11 protein-coding genes and 10 pseudogenes are annotated in these 18483 nt (G+C 35.8%); 9 read left to right on the forward strand and 12 right to left on the reverse strand.

All coding sequences use genetic code 11. The annotated features are described in order from the left end of the window. Nucleotides 1-376 precede the first annotated feature (376 nt). Nucleotides 377-565, reverse strand: a pseudogene (locus tag BTN50_RS11280) (IS5/IS1182 family transposase); the annotation flags it as partial. A 636-nt stretch (nt 566-1201) separates the two neighbouring features. Beyond that, nucleotides 1202-1498 (reverse strand): thioredoxin domain-containing protein, encoded by a 297-nt coding sequence (locus BTN50_RS11285; protein WP_223823202.1) that lies wholly within the window; start codon nt 1496-1498, stop codon nt 1202-1204. Nucleotides 1499-2289: 791 nt separating this feature from the next. On the opposite strand from BTN50_RS11285, the gene BTN50_RS06175 reads away from it, so the two are divergent. Beyond that, the gene (locus BTN50_RS06175) at nt 2290-2775 is read left to right on the forward strand and encodes a GNAT family N-acetyltransferase (RefSeq protein WP_096619421.1); all 486 of its coding nucleotides are present in this window, start codon (nt 2290-2292) and stop codon (nt 2773-2775) included. A 160-nt stretch (nt 2776-2935) separates the two neighbouring features. Here the strand turns inward: BTN50_RS06175 and cls are convergent, their stop codons facing one another. The 4 genes and pseudogenes from cls to BTN50_RS06190 form a co-directional block, all read right to left on the reverse strand. Further along, on the reverse strand, nt 2936-4396 hold the full coding sequence (gene cls, locus BTN50_RS06180) for a cardiolipin synthase (RefSeq protein WP_096619422.1): 1461 nt from the start codon (nt 4394-4396) through the stop codon (nt 2936-2938). Nucleotides 4397-5212: 816 nt separating this feature from the next. Further along, nucleotides 5213-5378 (reverse strand): annotated as a pseudogene (locus BTN50_RS12660) (IS5/IS1182 family transposase); the annotation flags it as partial. A 72-nt stretch (nt 5379-5450) separates the two neighbouring features. Continuing rightward, nucleotides 5451-5564, reverse strand: a pseudogene (locus BTN50_RS12340) (IS5/IS1182 family transposase); the annotation flags it as partial. Between the two features lie 1741 nt (nt 5565-7305). Then, nucleotides 7306-7605, reverse strand: coding sequence for a hypothetical protein (locus tag BTN50_RS06190; RefSeq protein WP_096619424.1), 300 nt, complete (start codon nt 7603-7605; stop codon nt 7306-7308). 615 nt (nt 7606-8220) lie between these two features. On the opposite strand from BTN50_RS06190, the pseudogene BTN50_RS11290 reads away from it, so the two are divergent. Beyond that, nucleotides 8221-8591: pseudogene (locus BTN50_RS11290) on the forward strand (transposase); the annotation flags it as partial. Continuing rightward, nucleotides 8572-8763, forward strand: a complete 192-nt coding sequence (locus BTN50_RS12665) for a hypothetical protein (protein WP_150137090.1) — start codon at nt 8572-8574, stop codon at nt 8761-8763. The pseudogene BTN50_RS11290 and the gene BTN50_RS12665, both read left to right, overlap by 20 nt. Before the next feature lie 189 nt (nt 8764-8952). On the opposite strand, the gene BTN50_RS11805 is transcribed toward BTN50_RS12665, so the two are convergent. Continuing rightward, the gene (locus BTN50_RS11805) at nt 8953-9075 is read right to left on the reverse strand and encodes a hypothetical protein (protein ID WP_256386968.1); all 123 of its coding nucleotides are present in this window, start codon (nt 9073-9075) and stop codon (nt 8953-8955) included. A 66-nt stretch (nt 9076-9141) separates the two neighbouring features. Next, nucleotides 9142-9408, reverse strand: a complete 267-nt coding sequence (locus BTN50_RS12345) for a transposase (protein ID WP_096619425.1) — start codon at nt 9406-9408, stop codon at nt 9142-9144. Between the two features lie 230 nt (nt 9409-9638). Here BTN50_RS12345 and BTN50_RS11295 point away from each other — a divergent pair. Then, nucleotides 9639-10134 (forward strand): annotated as a pseudogene (locus BTN50_RS11295) (transposase); the annotation flags it as partial. 74 nt (nt 10135-10208) lie between these two features. Here the strand turns inward: BTN50_RS11295 and queA are convergent. Together queA and BTN50_RS12350 are read right to left on the reverse strand one after the other, a co-directional pair. Beyond that, on the reverse strand, nt 10209-11264 hold the full coding sequence (gene queA, locus BTN50_RS06200; protein WP_096619426.1) for a tRNA preQ1(34) S-adenosylmethionine ribosyltransferase-isomerase QueA: 1056 nt from the start codon (nt 11262-11264) through the stop codon (nt 10209-10211). Between the two features lie 290 nt (nt 11265-11554). Beyond that, nucleotides 11555-11662, reverse strand: a pseudogene (locus BTN50_RS12350) (IS5/IS1182 family transposase); the annotation flags it as partial. A gap of 199 nt (nt 11663-11861) precedes the next feature. On the opposite strand from BTN50_RS12350, the pseudogene BTN50_RS06205 reads away from it, so the two are divergent. Then, nucleotides 11862-12572, forward strand: a pseudogene (locus tag BTN50_RS06205) (IS5 family transposase). A gap of 62 nt (nt 12573-12634) precedes the next feature. Here BTN50_RS06205 and argS read toward each other — a convergent pair. Further along, entirely contained in the window at nt 12635-14365 is a 1731-nt protein-coding gene (argS, locus tag BTN50_RS06210) for an arginine--tRNA ligase (protein ID WP_096619427.1), read from the reverse strand. Between the two features lie 202 nt (nt 14366-14567). Then, nucleotides 14568-14738: pseudogene (locus tag BTN50_RS11305) on the reverse strand (IS5/IS1182 family transposase); the annotation flags it as partial. 135 nt (nt 14739-14873) lie between these two features. Here BTN50_RS11305 and BTN50_RS06215 point away from each other — a divergent pair. From BTN50_RS06215 to BTN50_RS11310, 4 genes and pseudogenes are all read left to right on the forward strand, one after another. Then, nucleotides 14874-15721, forward strand: a pseudogene (locus tag BTN50_RS06215) (transposase). A gap of 237 nt (nt 15722-15958) precedes the next feature. Further along, nucleotides 15959-17242, forward strand: coding sequence for a 3-phosphoshikimate 1-carboxyvinyltransferase (gene aroA / locus BTN50_RS06220; protein WP_096619428.1), 1284 nt, complete (start codon nt 15959-15961; stop codon nt 17240-17242). Between the two features lie 237 nt (nt 17243-17479). Further along, nucleotides 17480-17600 (forward strand): annotated as a pseudogene (locus BTN50_RS12355) (transposase); the annotation flags it as partial. A gap of 471 nt (nt 17601-18071) precedes the next feature. Continuing rightward, nucleotides 18072-18245: a hypothetical protein gene (locus tag BTN50_RS11310; RefSeq protein WP_235610970.1), complete on the forward strand. Its 174-nt coding sequence runs from the start codon at nt 18072-18074 to the stop codon at nt 18243-18245. Nucleotides 18246-18483 lie beyond the last annotated feature (238 nt).

The raw sequence follows: 18483 nt of genomic DNA on the forward strand, positions 1-18483 counted from the left end.
TAAATTAATGATATTTATTATTAATAATACGCTATATAATAATTTTATTATTTGTGAGTACAGTATACACTACTTATCAACAGGTAATCATAAATATCAGTTCTTTCATATGTTTGCGGATATTATGATTTAAAATTTTGTTATTGTTAAAGTGTTAAAATTAAATGTCAGTCAGATTATCATGGCTAATATGTTGTGACTCTACTTAAGAAATCATTGAGATTCAACGATGGGATCATGCACTCAATAAGTCGATTGTAATTTAAGGGTCATACTTACATTCAATTAATGTACTCATAACTTTATTATGCATCTGCTTTGATTTTGAGTATTCAATTATTTTTTGGTTGAATCGTTTTAAGGGCTCTGTGTGAGTAAGCATGAAAATGAAATTAATGAATTTTTGTATACTTTTCAATTGCATTGAAAATACGCGTTTAACCATGAGAGCTGTAGTAATTAAGTTGCTCAATAAACGAGCTCTTCTATGATTACTCCGCTTAGTTTGGCGTCATAGTTGAATGGCTTCTTTATCAATGCAGTATGTTGGTGAGTCTTGATTAATTAAAGCTTGATCATATGGCTTTTAATTAGTTATTTTTATTTAAGTGCATCCAGAGATTGAATATTTAAATAAGCTTCACTATTTAGAGCGTAAATTAATCATTTAGTTCCCTGGTGTAGCAAACAAAGTTTTAAATATATTTAATATGTCTAAAATGATCGGGTACTCGAAGTTAGTGGAAAGACATGATAAAGTTACTAGTACATAATTGAACTGGAGTATAGTTTTTAAATCACGATTAATTACTTGAATGTATGAGCCCAAATCTTAATGTGATATAGTAACTATGAAAAATGATGAATGAATAGGAAAGAAACAACGTTGACTGCACAGAAAACTATGAAAAACATTGTAAATGTGCTTTTTTGAGAGCTTGCAAGTTTTTAATGTCTAGAATAACTAATAACTTTTAGGTGTTTGAGTTTGTATCTCCAAATTAATTGAGTATAGCACTTGAAAAAGTTGTTTAGTAGGTAAGTAACCAGATAGCAAAGATCAATGTTATAGTAACATGGTTGGTGTACCTGTTACACTCATAGAATCACTCAATGTCATATGACGGAGGATTAAGTTAGTACACTGGTCACTGTTTTTATTATAATTATCTTTTTTGCTTTATTCATTCCAGTCATTCTGTCAACTGCACACCAAATGGCACTTATTTGACCCATATTTGATGTACACTTTACTAGAGGAAGGAAATGCACGATAATTAACCGTAATGTCCAAATCATTATATTGTCTCATATCTCTATGTAGTTTCATGCAGTATCCGCATATGGTGTTAGTAAATATATTTATGATATATTTTTCGTCTTTCGCAGGGTAAACAATCAGTTCCTCTTCAATGTTAACTGCTTCCAACACGGTTTCATTGCGTTTCGAAGTGATAATCTCCATTAGATTAATAGAATTAGTTAGTGTATTATACAATAATTAGTCATAAAAAAAGTTAGTTGTGCTTTTATTTGTGTAAAAAATATTATTACTGGCTAGTACTCTGTAAAGACTATCAGCTGGAAAAATCTTCACTCTCTGAACTTCTAAATGGTATTGTTGGCATAATCTCACTGATTGTCCGTTTGTTTATCCTTTTCGAGTTTATGCCCACAGAGAGAATATAATTGTAGTCAGCATGACACCAGTAAGTAGTTGTTTAAATTTCATAATGTTTTATCTCACATAATTCAAAGTACTTGCATATTACAGGCACATTATTACTCTCTTAGATCTGAGAAAGAAGTAAAAATTTCAATGCACACAGAAAAATGGTAATTCATATATTATTTTGTCCAAAAATAGTGCTTTTAATTTAGTTATTTTCAGTGCTCAGTGACTACGTATGTATGAGTTTCCGTATTTAAAAGGTTGCTATCCCTAATAGCAGTTGAACCACACTTAAGCCAGGACATGCATTTCCGTTGATTTTGAGTACCTGAACGTTTTGGTACTGAGTTATTTTATGGTTACATATTCAATTGATTGTATTTCAGACTAATATGTATTGGAGGGGCTTGATTTTGTAATAATTTAGGATAGTTTTATAAACTATAAATATTTTTTGAATTGATAGAAAAGAACGTTCCACGCAAGTGTACCTTTGTTATCCCCGTTGTATAACTAAGAGATGTTGAACTTAACAGTTCAACAATAGCCTAATTCTAAGTCTTCTAATTTGTGATTATAATCTGTTACAGTTTAACATATCGATCAGGGAAGAAACCATGAACGTATCATTGTTACTACATTCCATTGATTCAATGTCTCGTCTTTTGGACCTATCCAAAGAAATGCATGACTATGAAGCTCTTTCATTCGATGTAGAGCACGTGACATCAGCTTTTACTTTCCTGCTTTCACATCCAGCTCAAGGTGAAGTATTTCTCATTAAGTTAGAAAGTGAAGACATTTGCGAAATCATTGGATTTATCGTGGTATGTTATAGTTTCAGCATCGAATTTGGTGGCCATATTGCCGTTATTGACCAAATTTATTTGTCACAAGATTGGCGGCGCCAAGGCATTGGCTCACATGTACTGCCTAATCTGGAAGACCATGCAGTAAAACAAGGTTGCCACGCCATTACTTTGGAAGTGAATATTGGTAACAGTGGTGCACGAGAGTTCTATGAACAATTTAATTACATACCTAGAAGACAACATTTCATTATGTCGAAGTGTCTCAATCATAATGGTATAATAATTACCTAGTTTTTCTATCAACTAGTAGTTATATTAGCAGTCTTAGGTGGTTACTTTTCTGACTAATATATATTAGTTACCTTAATCAATACGAAAACAATCATTTAATAGTTCATCATCTTGGGATCTGCTATCTGAACTCGAATTAAAAAACAAAACCGTATATATTTTACAATAGCGGACTAAACATATAAAAAAACTGTTCAATTGGACGATTTAACACCGAACGATTTTGCCATTCTTGTAGTACAACTATTGTAGAGTGAGCTATATAGGTTTGTTGAAGAGAAATCAAATCTTTACAAAAATCAGGAGCATCAATACATATGGTTAGTTCAAAATTTAACCATAAGCTACGCATATCTAAGTTTACGGTACCAATTAGACAAAAAGATTCATCGATCATTACAGATTTAGTATGTAAGAAACCACCATGGAATCGATAAATATTTACACCAGTGCGTAATAAATCAGTGAAAAATGATTTACTGGCCCAATCCACCATTATGCTATCATTTTTCGCTGGAATAATAATGTTCACAGGCACACCACGTTGGGCGGTGGTTTGTAGTGCATCTAATAATGACTCACTTGGAACTAAGTAAGGTGTTGTTATCGTAATGCTTTTTTTCGCTTGGTGAATAGATAACATTAGTATTTGCTGAATGATACCATCAGGCATATCAGGTCCTGAAGGAGCTATTTGTGCTGCATAATTGCCATGGGTATGTTGTTTGATAAAAGAATATTCTGATAAATCAGGTAAGTAACGTAGTCCTGTTTCTACTTCCCAATCCCAAGCAAATATGCTGTTCAATAAAGGAACAGAAGGACCTTTTGCTTGAACCATAATATCTACCCATTGACCTACGCCTGAATCCTGTTTAAAAAAACGTGGGTCTACCATATTCATTGAACCTGTATAGCCAATTTTATTGTCTATAATGACAATTTTACGGTGTTGACGGATATCTAAGCGTCGCAGAAACATACGTAGTGGACTAACCGCCAAGGCTTCGATTAACTCAACCCCAGCTTTTCGCATTTGATCTGGCCAGTGACTTTTAAAGAATGCTTTGCTGCCAGCAGAATCAAGCATTATACGCACTGTTACTCCACGTTTTGCTGCGTTACAAGCGGCTTCTGCTACATTATCCGCGCGCCCTCCTGGCTGCCAAATATAGAAAACCATGTTTACTGACTTACTGGCATTTTCAATATTACTTGCAATGGATTTTAGTATGGTTGCTGTTTCGCTTTGCAGTGATAATTGGTCTCCTACTAATGCAGGAATACCCGCTCGCATGAAGCACAAATTGTGAATAGGTTTAGAGAAAAGATTTTGATGTTGTGGATGATCAGTTTTGTATTCGTCGAGCGATGTCATCCAACATCGATAAGGCTCGTACATCGCACGAAAGCGTTCTACGCGTTTTTTTCCTAAATTTAATTCTCCAACAAGCAAATAGAGGATGATACCGGCAATCGGAACGATATAAATGATCATTAACCAGGCAATAGACACACCCAAAGCGCGACGTTTTAATACCACGCGAATTGTGACAGATGCAATAAGGAGCCAATAAAAGAAAACACTAGCTAAAACAAGGAATTGATAAATTTTTTCCATATCAAACAAAATAGTCCAATTTCGTATAGATAGTTAGAAACATTAGGCATTGAATACGATGTTTCGTGTTCTCTACGTTGAGGTCATTTAATGATGAGTATTTACATAATAGGATTAATAATGATTATTAGGTAATAACTTTTATTTTATACTATAAAGGAACGTCATTATATTGTAACTTAATTCATTTTACTGTTATATTGAAAAATATAATATGCTTGATTTAACTTTTATTATTGAACTTGTTGACTCGCAATATCGACTGTAAAAATAGATCGTACTAGAAGTAATACTATGGGAAGACAGCAGGTGTTGAAAAGGGTAATCATCATTATCATTTATAGAAGAGCATCATATATAGTTTTCTTCGAGTTTAAGATTCATGCTTACTGTCGTAAATTTTGAGGTAAAACACGGTAAATTTGGAAGGTTCCTAGCACAAGCCGTAAGCAACGAGGAAAGAATGTTGTTTATTAACCTAAACGGCACATCAGAAAAGCTTTATTTTTTCATTCGAATTCAGATAGTCAATCCTAGCATGAGAAATTATCTGAATTCGAATGAAAAAATAACATGACCTAAAGAACAAAAATGAAGTCTATTTTACATTTTATAGTTTTAGGATTACATTAATCAAAGTTACTTAATACAATGTATAAATCACTCCGGCAAGAAAAAATAGTCGCAGAGATAAACTTTGTTTCTTAATGTGAGCTTAAATAACAGATTTCAACATGATCAAATAATAGTTTTTATTGTAGGCAGACCTAGCTTTTTCAGATTATTTAATATTTTTATCATGGTATCGTTTTAGTTAAGTTGAGTATTGTGATTCCTTAGACTCGACGTTCCTCCTAGTAGTTTTTTAATTCGAATCCTTGACGTCTTTGATAGGGGAGTGTTTATGGTAACCATACTTCGTTTTACACTGCTTATTTGAACCGTATAACTGCTGGTAACTAACAACAAAATTACGCGGATAATCTCGTTTTCAAATTTTTTGGTGAGATGAGTGAGATTGTCTGGTGTCGTAAGCGCTATCGGCTGATTTTCAATGAGTCTGTTTAAGCAAGCTAGGTAACACTTCATCTTCAGTCACATTTGATGCACTTAGCTCAGCAGCCATGATTTCATGCGTATTTATGTCTACCGTTACATGTAACTTGCGTTAAATGAACTATTCGCTTGCACTATAGATTTTGAGCCTCGTAGAATTAATAGCTAAGTGTTGGATGATTCCTTAGGTTCAATGTCCTTTCTAGCAGTTTTTTAGCTTGAATCATTGCTGTTTTTTTAGAAAAAGTTAATAATAACTTATTTTATTTTTAAATATGGAGGCTAAATTTTCGAGCAACATACTAAATAATTAGGCTCACTTCAATATTTAGGTCTATGAACAATTTTCGCTACAAAATAAACAACTGAAATCAGTATAATCGAGTTTTAATTAATCAGTGGTTCACTGACATTGTGGATTTATGCAGAAGCTATTTAGCTATGGAATCAAACCAAGCAGGATCATTCTGGGAGCCCTCGTTTATTTAGTGACGTAGCCATTACGATGCCCTCGCGGTTCAATACGTATTTTCAATGCCATTGAAAGATCTGCAAAGATTTATGTATTTTGTTTGCAAACTTATTTAACTGCCATTGTTATGCCCTCATTATTCATGCATAGCAAACAAGTTAAAATGGTTGACGTCACATTCAAAACGAAAAATGCAGGAAGCATCCAGCATGTAGTCATTCATTTTACGGAGCCTAAAGTTTACGATGAAGAAGAATGAAAAGTAAAAAACATGGTATTAATGGGAACGGTGAGCCTGGCGCAAGTTACATTTAGACGTAGATAAAAATATACATGAAATCATTGGTGCTGAGTAAATTTCATCTCATGTGACTGACGGAGAAGAATTATCTACTTTGTTTAAACAGACCCGCCGTAAAATCAGCAAAATATTAGCCAATAGTGCTGATGATGCCAGACAGTGTTGTAAGTCAAAAAACTACTGGTAGGGATATTGAGCTTAAGAGATTACAATGCTTAGATTAGTGAAATTTATACGATAATAAAAGTATTAAATACGCTGATAGAACTAGGTGTGTCTAAAATAAAAGCAATTATTTAATCGTTAATCATGTCGGTATTTACTATTTGAACTCGAATTAGGAAATAAAGCCTTTTGATTATGATGTTAACTGTTTTGACTTACTTACTCATGCATGATAATGGTAGTTGAGTAAATTTAAAAATAAAATTCACGAGTCTTTGCAGATTTTTCAATGACATTGGAAATATGCATTTAATCATGAGGGACATCGTAATGTCTAAGGTTACAGAATAAACAAAGGCTTCCATGATCACCCTGCTGAGTTTGATTCTATAGTTGAATGGCTTATTCCTTAATCTAGAACGTTAGTGGGCCACGATCGATTAAAGCTTTATTACACTACTTCCAGTTAGTTGTTCTGTAGAATTTATGCATAGACCAGAATATTTAAGTGGTTTCGCTGTTTGAAGTATTGATTGAAAATTAAGTATGCTTAACACGAAAGCTATTGTCTAATAGTGAATCCTGTTGAAATTTTTTATCCGTGCTCTAATTAGGAAGTAAAGCCGCAGAGATACGCTTAGTTTCAAGTGTAGTTTCTAAACTTGTTTGTGCCTTGATAAACAACTCATTACTGTAATGATATCAAAATTTTTAAATAAATTTTATTCGAAACACTCAAATTTTTCAAAAATGTTAACGCCTAAATAGCTATGCAAAACATTTTGATGACGCGTGGCATGATTTGTCATGCTTTGTGGGTGGGGAAACAAAAAATGCTGCATCAGAAGCATGAAAAATCATGTGTTAAAAAGTATTTTGCTTCATTTTTGATTATAGTCATAACTAAATAAAGCATCATAGACTTCTTATTAGTATTTCCAACTCTTCGGTTGCTTCCTCAATGAGATTTTGCAGTTCTCTAGCGTCATCGCTTGCTAAAGGTAATTGCCATTGAACTAGCTTACTATTTGAAGTATGGTTACTAACTAAATTTGTCACATATCCGCTCTGCTCAAAATGTAAATGTTTAAACTCTGAGATGTGGCATTGGTCTTTTTCAATTATTTTCACTTCAACCAAACTAATAGGGTTGACTTGAACATGCGCGTGGAATTGTTTTGTGCCTTTTGATTGATAGTCTCTATATCTTGCCAACGTGTAATTTTTCTTGAAGCATCTATCCGACTTAAAGTGTAGACAACTGTGTGCGTATAGGTCATGAAAAAAAGGAAATTTGGAGGAAAAAGTATGAAAAAGCTATCATGCATAAATAAAAATTTTAAAAAATTGTTCTATGAAGACTGTGTTTCTTAACTTAGGGTCATGTGTCAATGAAGTGATTAGGACTAAAAGATAATACTTACATTCGATAATGTACCAATAACTTTGTTATGCACTTCTACTAATTTTGAATATCTGATTGCTTTGCTATGGAGTGATTTCAAGCTAGTGTAGAGGTAAAATTATTCCTCTTAATATGCTGCGCATATTTAATCAACTTAAAGAGTCAGGTTTAAAAACCTGAAACTTGTCACTTATTAGGAAGGTAAAAATTTGTAATTTTTCAATAGTCTCTTGGACTGTGCATTCATCGCCATTCACACTCGCTTTATCAAGTTAAGATTTGAGCTATAAGGGGCTCTGTTTCCTAAATCATGGAACTAACTTTTCAATCATCACTTTAAACAGCTAGGCTTACTTAAATATTCAGGTCTATGAATAAATGTTTTCTACAGAATAACCAACTGGAAGCAGTATAATTAAGTTTTTATTAATAGCGGATCATCAATATTTTAAATTGATGAAGAAGCCATCCAGCTACGGGATCAAACTAAGCCGGAGAATCATGGAAGATCCTGTTTATTTAGCGACTTAGCTATGATGATGGTTCGCATGGTTAAATGCGTATTTTCAATGCTATGGAAAGGCTAGCAGGGATTCATGAATATTGTTTTCAAACTTGTTCAATTGTTGTTGTCATGCCCTCACTATTTATGCATTTGCAAGTGGGCCAAAATGGTTAACGTTACGTTTAAGACAAAAAAGGAGCCATCCTGTGCTTAGTCGTTGATTTTGCGGGATGCAAAGTCTATGGTCGAGGCGAATGGAAAGTAAAAAAACATGACACTAATACAAAACGATGAGTCTGGCGAAAGTTGCATTGAGCGGTTAGCCATCCGAAGTTATATGGTTCAAATAAGCATTGTAAAACGAGGCATGGTTACCATAAACGTTCCCTATAAGAGGCGGCGACGTTTTCAGTCAAAAAAACTACTCAGAAGAATATTGATCTTAAGAGATTACAATACTTAGATTAACGCAACTTACGCCATGATAAAAGAGATTGTTTAATAATCAATCATTTTGGAATTGGCTACTTGAACATGAATTAGGAAACAAGACCTAATTCAATGCTTATTTGAACCATATAGCTTCTGGTAACTCACCACTAAATCACGCGAATAGCCTCGTTTTTTGAAAATTGCTCTTGTCTGGGTGAGATTAATGTAATTGCTTGTTTAATGCGTATGGTTTCGTGACATTGTCTGGTGTGGTAAGCACCATCGGCTGATATTTCATTGACTCTTTGGTAGGGACTGTTTGAACAAGTAGGTAGCCCTTCACCGTCAGGCCATGCTTTTTGCTTGTTATGCGCCTACATCGTAGTCTTTTAAACCGCAAAATCACTGGTTAAGTGTTGGATGGTTCCTTTAGTCTGAGTTTTGAATGCGACGTTAACCGTTTTGGCTTGCTAATACATGAATAGTAAGGGCATAACAACAGCAGTTGAGTAAGTTTAGAAATAAAATTAATGAATTCTTGCGCACCTTTCCACAGCATTGAAAACCCGTGTTTAATTATGAAAGCTATCGTAATGGCTAAATAGCTAAATAAACGAGGTTTTTCATGATTATCTAGTCTATCTGGATCCCATAGCTGAATGGCTTCTTCATCAATCTACAATATTAGTGAACAATGATTGATTAAAGCTTGATTATACTGCTGCCAGTTAGTTATTTGGTACTAAGCTTGTCTATAAACCTAAATATTTACGTGAACTTAGCTGCTTAGAGCGTAGATCAATAATTGAGTTTCATGATTGAAAAAAATAAATGCATTAGCAAGTGAACTAAAATGGTGAACGTCGCGTTTAAAACGAAGACTAAAGGAACTATCTAGCACTTAGCCGTCGAGTCTGGTGAAAGTTACATCGAGTGGTAGATATAAGTACGTATGAAATCATTGTTGCTAAGTTAAATGCATCAAATGTGACTGATGATGAAATGCTACCTAACTTGCTTAAACAGACTGATCAAAGAATTAATGAAATATCAGCCGATAGTGCTTATGACACCAGATAATGTTACGAGATAGTACGTATTAAACGAGCAGTTCTGCTCATTCCACTAAGGAAAGGAATAACTTTCTGGGAACGAGATTATCTGTGTAATTAAGCGGTCAATTACCATAAGTTATATGGTTCAAGTGAGCATTAAAAAATGAGGCATGGCTACCATAAACATTCCCTATCAGAGGCGACAATGTTTTGAGTTAAAAAAACTACTCGGAGGGACATTGAGCCTAAGGGATCACGATGCTCAGATTAGAGAAACCTCCGCCATGATCAAAGCGCTACATAAGCTGACCGGGCTGGGTATGCTGAAAACAGAGGCGTTTGTATAATCGTGAATTATGTTGGGATTTACTATATGAACTTGAATTAGGAAACAAAGCCACTTAAGCACATAGATATTTGATTACAGCCAGGTTTGACGCGTTACAAACATTGCATCGCCATAACTGAAAAAGCGGTAGTTGTTTCCAATTGCTTGTTGATAAGCATTCATTACGTTACCATAACCCGCAAATGATGAAACTAACATGATTAACGTGGATTTCGGCAAATGAAAGTTAGTTATTAACGCATTCACTAGTTGCCATTTATAGCCAGGGTAGATAAAGATTGTAGTATCGTTAAAAAACGGCTTTAATTCTGTGCCTTCACTCCTAGAGTGTTGTGCTGCACTTTCAAGAGAACGAACAGACGTTGTACCTACAGCGATCACACGATTACCGCGAACTTTTGCAGCATTTACAGCATTCACAACATGTTGCGGTACTTCTGTATATTCCGCATGCATGAGGTGATCATCAACATTGTCGACACGTACTGGTTGAAAGGTGCTCGCTCCAATGTGTAACGTGACAAATGCAATGTCTACGCCTTTTGATTTAAGCGCCATCATCATGTTGTTATCGAAATGGAGACCTGCAGTTGGAGCAGCAACTGCACCTGGTTTTTCGTTGTAGACTGTTTGGTAACGTTCTTTATCTGCATTTTCGTTTAGACGATTGATATATGGTGGCAAGGGAATATGACCAATTTGGTTAAGTATATCTAACACAACTTGTTCACCATTGAATTGAATCTCAAACAAGGTGTCATGACGTGCTATTATTTCTGCTTCATATGCGTTGTTTTCACCCATAAATAATATTGTTCCAGACTTTGGTGATTTTGACGAACGAACATGTGCAAGAATTATTTTATCATCCAATATGCGTTCCACCAGCACTTCAATTTTACCGCCTGACGCTTTATGGCCAAACATACGCGCAGGTATAACTCGGGTGTTGTTAAACACCATTAAATCACCAGTCTCAACAAGATCAAGAATATCGGTGAATCGCTTATGGCTTAATTCGCCCGTATTACCATTCAGTTGCAGCAGACGGCTTGTGGTACGCTCAGGCTGCGGATAAAGTGCGATCAACGAATCTGGAAGATCAAAATGAAAATCGGATACTTGCATTGAAAAATTCCATTCTGATTGTGTATTCAATCGGTTATTTTTAGCGTAAAATTCCAATTTTTAGGGGATATTATTATAGCTACCATTGACACTAGATATTATTTTTACCAGCATAGAGAATGAGTATATTATATTAACTGAATCTATTAAATACATAATCCTAATCTTAAATATTCGCTAGTATAGGCTTCATCGTTGCCAGATTAAGCCGGATGGAGCGGTATTACAGTATTTGTGGGGTTTGGTTTTCTAATCCGTGTTCAGATAGACAATCCTTACATGATGAACGATTAGACGATCGCTTTTGTGTTAGGCATACTTAACTCTGTCAGCTTATTTGATGCTTTTACCATGGTGTAGGTTCTACCAACCTGAGAATTGTAATTTCTTAAACTCAATGTTCATCTGCGTAGTTTTTTGATTCAAAACATTGTTGTCTCTGACAATGAAGCTTTTTAATAACTATCTTTCATTTTTAAATGCTGATTTGAATTGGTTTTGTTTACTGAATCAGAGAACTAAATGATTAAGTTACGTTCTAAATAGCTAGATGCGCTTAAATATTGAGTTCTATGAAGAAGCCTAGCCGATAAAACAATTAACTGGAAGCAGTATAATCAAATTTTAGCAATCGTGGCTTACTAATATTTTGAATTGATGAAGACGCCATACAGCTATGGAATCAAACGGAGCAAGATAATGCTAGGAGGCTTCATTTATTGAGTAACTCAGCCATTACGACGGGACTGATGGTTAAATGTATATTCTCAATACCATCGAGAGGTCTGCAAGGATTAATTAATTTTATTTTTAAACTTGCTCAACTACTGTTATCATGCCCTCACTATTCTTGCATTAGCAAGCGAGCCAAAATTTAACGTCACGTTCATGACGAAGAATAAAGGAATCGTTGAGTACTTAGCCATTGATTTTACGAGTTTAAAGTCTACGGTGAAGGCGAATGGAGAAGAAAAAAGCATGGCACTGATGAAAAACAGCGAGTCTGATGCAAGTGACATTTCGCGGTAGATATAAGTACGCATGAGATCATTGTTGCTGAGTTAAGTACATCAAATGTGACTGAAGGTGAAGCGCTACTTAACCTGCATAAACAGCCCGCCGAAAAATTAATGAAATATCAGGAAACGGAACTTATGACACCAGACAATGTGTCGAGTTAAACAATTACTAGGAGGGACATTGAGCTTAAGGGATCACAACACCCAGATTGGTGAAACTTACGCTATGATAAAAGTATTCAATAAGCTGATAGGGCTAGGTATGTCTAACACGAAAATAAGCGTCTAACAGCTAACCATATTGGGATCTGCTATCTGCACTGGTATTAGGAAACCAAGCTCATTGTAATACTACATACGCTCAAGTGTTTTGATCCCAAGCAGAGCTAGACTTTGTTTAATTGTTTTCGCGGTAAGTGCAGCTAGTTTTAAGCGGCTTTGTTTTATTGCACCTTCTGCATTAAGCACAGGAAAAGCTTCATAAAAACTAGAAAATATACCAGTTAATTCAAGCAAATAACCACACATTATATGTGGCTGTCCATCGCGTGCTACAGACTGAACAGCTTCTTCAAATTGAAGAAGTTTAGAAACAAGAATTTTTTCTTTATCGTTAACTATCTGTATGTCTCCTTCAATTGCGCTGGGGTTAATATTAGCTTTTTTAAAAATAGAAGTAACACGAGTATAAGCGTATTGCATGTAAGGTGCAGTGTTGCCATCGAATGCCAGCATGTTATCCCAGTCAAAAATGTAATCTGTAGCTCGGTGCTTAGATAGTTCTGAGTATTTAACTGCAGCCATTGCTACTGTTTCCGCAATGTTTTCTTTTTCTTCTGCAGACAAGCCTGAATTTTTTTTTTCCATTAGTTTGTTCGCTCTGATTTTTGCTTCATCTAATAAATCCGCAAGACGAATAGTGCCACCAGCTCGGGTTTTGAATGGACGACCATCCTTACCTAGCATCATACCAAATGCGTGATGCTCAAGGCTTACTGAATCTGGTACGTAACCAGCTTGACGAACAATTGTCCATGCTTGCATCAGGTGCTGGTGTTGACGAGAATCGATGAAGTAAAGAATACGATCTGCGCTTAGTACCTCGTAGCGATATTTAGCACATGCAATATCTGTAGTGGTGTATAGAAAACCTCCGTCGCGCTTTTGAATGATTACACCCATAGGCTCGCCATTTTTATTCTTGTATTTTTCAAGGAATACAACCAATGCCCCGTCACTCTCTACCGCGAGGCCTTTCTCTTTTAGGTCCGAAACAATATTAGTGAGCATGCCATTGTACATGCTTTCACCCATCGTGTTTTCATTCGTCAAAGATACGTTTAGGCGGTCATAGTTGCGTTGATTTTGTTCAAGAGTAATCTTAACTAGTGTTTTCCATTTTTTTTTGCAGTAATCATCACCGCTTTGTAGGCGAACAACATAATCACGTGCTTTTTTTGCAAATTCATCATCTTCATTGTAGAGCTTTTTAGACTCGCGGTAGAAACCTTCGATGTCACTGAGATCCATAGAAATATTAATGCCTTGGACTTCATGACGCTCCAAGTTGGCGATCAACATGCCAAACTGTGTACCCCAATCACCTAAGTGGTTAGCTCGGATAACATTGTGACCTAAAAATTCTAATGTGCGCACAACCGCATCACCAATGATGGTTGAACGCAAGTGACCAACGTGCATTTCTTTTGCTACATTTGGTGCGGAGTAATCCACAACGATGTTTTGTTTTTCTACTTTTGTTACGCCCAAGCGACTATCTGCTAATGCAGCATCGGCTTGAGAAGCTAACCACTCTGTATCTAAAAATATATTGATGAAACCAGGGCCAGCAATTTCAATTTTAGATGCAATTCCATCAAGGTCCAATACGCTTAGCACTTTTTGTGCAAATTTATATGAGTTGTCACCAAATTTTTTAGCAATACCCATGATGCCGTTCGCTTGATAATCACCGAATTGCGGCTTTGCTGATTGACGAACAGCAGCTGAGCTGCCTTCTGGTGCACCGGCTTTCACCATAGCTACCGAGACTTTCGTATTGAGCAGGGCTTGAATATTCACTTATTTACCTTAATTCTGATACTAGATTCCACTGTGTGATATCGAATCACGACTGTGAGCTTATCGAATGATTTTATCACTAAGTACTCCACACTATTTTATAGTGTACATTGATTAATATAAAAGTATCCACAAATGGTTGTAGTTTGAAATAGCTTTGTTTTTTCATTCGCATTTGGACAGAGAATCCTAACGTGATTCACTATGAGATAATCGTTTGCGTGTTAAGTATACTTAGGCCTGTTAGCTTATTTAACGCTTCTACCATCGCGTAGGTTTCACTAATCTGAGCATTGTGCTCTCTTAGGCTCAATGTCTCTCCGAGTAGTTTATTGACTCTAACTATTGCTGTTTTTGCTAGGAAATATTTATGAGAATTAACTTTATTTCCTAAGTAAGGGAACTAAATTTTAAATGAATACTTTAAACAGCTAGGCTATTTAAAGTATTCATTTTATGAAAAATTTTGTTACAAACAACTAACTGGAAGTAGTATAATTAAGTTTTAATCAATTGTGGCTCGCTAATATTTTAGATTGATGAAGAAGTCATGCAACTATGGAATCAAATTAAGCTGGGTAATCATGGAAGACCTCGTTGATTTAGTTGCTTAGCCATGACGGAGGTTTTCATGGTGCCATGTGCATGTTCAATGCCGCTGTGAGGTCTGCAAGGGTTCATCAGTTTTATTTCCAACTTTACTCAACTGTCACTGTCATGCCCTAGCAAGCTAAGTAATACAGTTAATGTTGCATTTAAAACTAAGACTAAAGGAACTATACAGTACTTATCCATTGACTCTGCGGGGTTCAACGTCTGTGGTGGCGACGAATAGTAAGTAAAAAATTATGGATTGAGGGGGAGTGACGAGTCTGGCGCAGTTACACTTAACCGTAGGTATAACTACGTGTAAAATCATTGCTGTTGAGTTAAGTGCATAAGAGGTAACTGACGATGCAGTGTTATCTAATTTACTCAAGCAGACCCGTCGAAAAAGTAATAAATATCCGGCGATGGATCTTACGACATCAGACAATATTACGAACCCGTTTGCATTAGACGCGGGGTTTCACTTATCGCACCAAGAAAAGGAACAACTTTTGGAAACGAGGTATCCGTGTAATTTAGTGATTAGTTACGGAAAAGTTATACAGTTCCAATCAGCATCGTAAAATGAGGTATGGTCACCATAATCTCTCTTTATTAGAGATGGCAATGTTTTGAGTCAAAACGCTCCTGGAAGGGGCATTAAGCTTAAGAGATTACAATGCTTAGATTAGCGAAACTTCCGGTATGATACAAACGTTAAATAAGTTGATAGGGTTAGGTATGCCTAAAATAAAAGCGATTATTTAATTTTTAATCATTTTGAAATTTGTTATCTGAACGCAAAGTGAGAGACAAAGCCCGCAACAGAGGCTTCTATTGATAGTTTTACTATTGCATTATTTGTTGTCGTGTTTGTAAAAAATAACACGTGAACCTTTTTGTTTAGGTGTGCTAAACACGTATATTAAGGTAGCTTATGGTGGTTTCGTGGTTGTTTTTTCGTTATTCTTAGAGTACGAAAAATAAAGGATCCCAGAAGGTCAGATGGAGCAATTAACGTTACAACCCATTTCTAAGGTTAACGGAACCGTTAATCTCCCTGGTTCTAAAAGTATTTCTAACCGTGCACTGTTATTAGCTGCCCTATCGAAAGGCACCACTTGCTTAACCAACCTTCTTGACAGTGATGATATTCGTCATATGCTGAAAGCACTGGCAAAGCTGGATGTCAAATACCATCTTTCCGACGACAAAACTGAGTGCAAAATTGAAGGTTTAGGTGGTGCATTTAATACATCCAAGTCAATGGAATTATTCCTTGGAAATGCGGGAACCGTTATGCGCCCACTGACTGCTATTTTGTGTCTAGGTCAAGGTGAGTATATTCTCACTGGTGATTCACGAATGAAAAAACGGCCAATCGGTCATTTGGTTGATGCTCTTAAAGCTGTAGGGGCTAATGTTATCTATCTTGAAAATGAGCATTACCCATCATTAAAAATTGTAGGTAAAAGCATTTCTGGGGGTAGCATTGAAGTTGATGGCTCTATCTCAAGTCAATTTTTAACGGCCTTTCTCATGACAGCACCTTTATTTGATGGGGATACGGAAATCCATGTCAAAGGTGATTTGGTATCAAAACCTTATATTGATATCACGCTGCATATCATGGCGCAGTTTGGGGTTAACGTAGAAAATCACAATTACAAAGTATTTCAGTTGCAAGGTAACCAGACTTACTTGGCGCCTGGTGGTTTCTTCATTGAAGGTGATGCATCATCAGCATCTTATTTCCTTGCTGCTGGTGCCATTAAAGGTGGTGAAGTTAAAGTGACAGGTATTGGTAAAAATAGCATCCAAGGTGATGTGAGATTTGCTGATGCACTGGCAGAGATGGGTGCAAAAATAGAGTGGAGTGATGATTATATTGTGGTCCGTTGTGGAGAGTTAAAGGCGGTTGAGTTAGATTGCAACCATATTCCTGATGCAGCAATGACCATGGCTACCACTGCATTATTTGCGAAAGGAACCACAGTTATTCGTAATGTTTACAATTGGCGTATAAAGGAAACCGACCGATTGTCTGCGATGGCGACTGAACTCCGTAAAGTGGGTGCAGTGGTTGAAGAAGGCGAAGATTACATAACTATCACACTTATAGATAATGTAAAGCATGCGATCATTAATACTTACGATGATCATCGCATGGCGATGTGCTTTTCGTTAGTTGCATTAAGTGATACACCTGTAACAATCAATGATCCAGCATGCACATCGAAAACTTTTCCAGGTTACTTTGAAAAGCTTGAAAGCTTAGCGGAAAGATAATCAAACATCATTTTTAAATGCTGAAAATAGGCAGGGTAATACCTCACTTATTTTTTGTTTCAACTCTCCTATATGCTCAATGAACTTGAAGATACAGACTTGGGATCCTGAAATTGATTTTTATGCAGGATTTTAAAGGACGGAGTTTCCTAAATAAGGGAACTAAATTTTCAGTCACATTTTAAACAGTTAAGCTTACTTAAATATTCAGGCTATGAATAGTTTTGCTACAAGACAATTAACTGGGAGCAGTATAATCAAGCGTGGCTCGCTAACATTCTGGATTGATGAAGAAGCTATTCAGCTATGGAATTATACTAAGCCGGGCAAGCATGGGAGACCTCGTTTACTTAGTGACTGAGCTATGGATTCTACGGGTTCAAAGTCTACGGTAGAGTGTTACTTAATTTATTTAAACAAACTTGTTGAAAAAATAATAAAATATTAGCCGATAGTGCTTACGATACCAAAAAGTGTTACGAACCAGTGCGTATTCAACAAGCGGCTCCATTCATTCATCAAAAAAAGCGCCGTTTGAAAGCGAGACTAACCGCGTAATATAGGGGTCAGTTATCAGAAGTTATGCGGTTAACATAAGCATTGGGAAATGAAACATGGTAATCAGAAATGCTTTCTAGCAGAGATAGCAAGATCACACATAATCAAAATGTTGATCTTGCTATCTTACAATTATTCTTAGTTGTGTGACATAACGAACCAGCAGTATAAAAAATATTTAAATTTATCAAAGCCATAAAAAGTTAGGAGTGAAAGAGTGATCATAAAAAAATTTTATTACATCATTTAGTGGTGTCTGTTATCAATTGTATTGCTTCTTGTTGGCGCTGTTAACCCTGCTGATATGTTTGCAGAAGCTATTATTGAACTTATTGCACCTGTTGGTTCTTTCTGCTTCGCAGGAGAAGAATCTGTTTCAGCAGCTGTGGTATCATCATTAGGTTCATGTAAAGGTGCTTGGGAACCAGCGCATAGCCCTATGTAAAATGTGCTAATTAGTCATGTGTTAAATGATTTTAATGGTATTCTTGTAAAAGGGACCTGCATGGACTGCTCTAACGACGAAATTATCTCGACGCTTGATCATATGCTTTCACTTTAGGATGAATTGATCTTTGTCGTACTTGCTATAAGCAATGCTCCTTCGTAAGTAGCACAAAACTTTGTTAGTTATGGTATGCATGAAAATGTAGATTGTATAAAATCATTACGTATTTATTTGG

Origin of the sequence: Candidatus Enterovibrio altilux (assembly GCF_002381345.1) — a bacterium.
In the GTDB taxonomy this organism is placed as follows: domain Bacteria; phylum Pseudomonadota; class Gammaproteobacteria; order Enterobacterales; family Vibrionaceae; genus Enterovibrio; species Enterovibrio altilux.

What these genes read in the sequence shown, in the direction of transcription:
- BTN50_RS12665 (WP_150137090.1), top strand. Translation starts at nt 8,572, where the DNA reads ATGACACTAATACAAAACGATGAGTCTGGCGAAAGTTGCATTGAGCGG.
- aroA (WP_096619428.1), top strand. Translation starts at nt 15,959, where the DNA reads ATGGAGCAATTAACGTTACAACCCATTTCTAAGGTTAACGGAACCGTT.
- queA (WP_096619426.1), bottom strand. Translation starts at nt 11,264, where the DNA reads ATGCAAGTATCCGATTTTCATTTTGATCTTCCAGATTCGTTGATCGCA.
- BTN50_RS06175 (WP_096619421.1), top strand. Translation starts at nt 2,290, where the DNA reads ATGAACGTATCATTGTTACTACATTCCATTGATTCAATGTCTCGTCTT.
- cls (WP_096619422.1), bottom strand. Translation starts at nt 4,396, where the DNA reads ATGGAAAAAATTTATCAATTCCTTGTTTTAGCTAGTGTTTTCTTTTAT.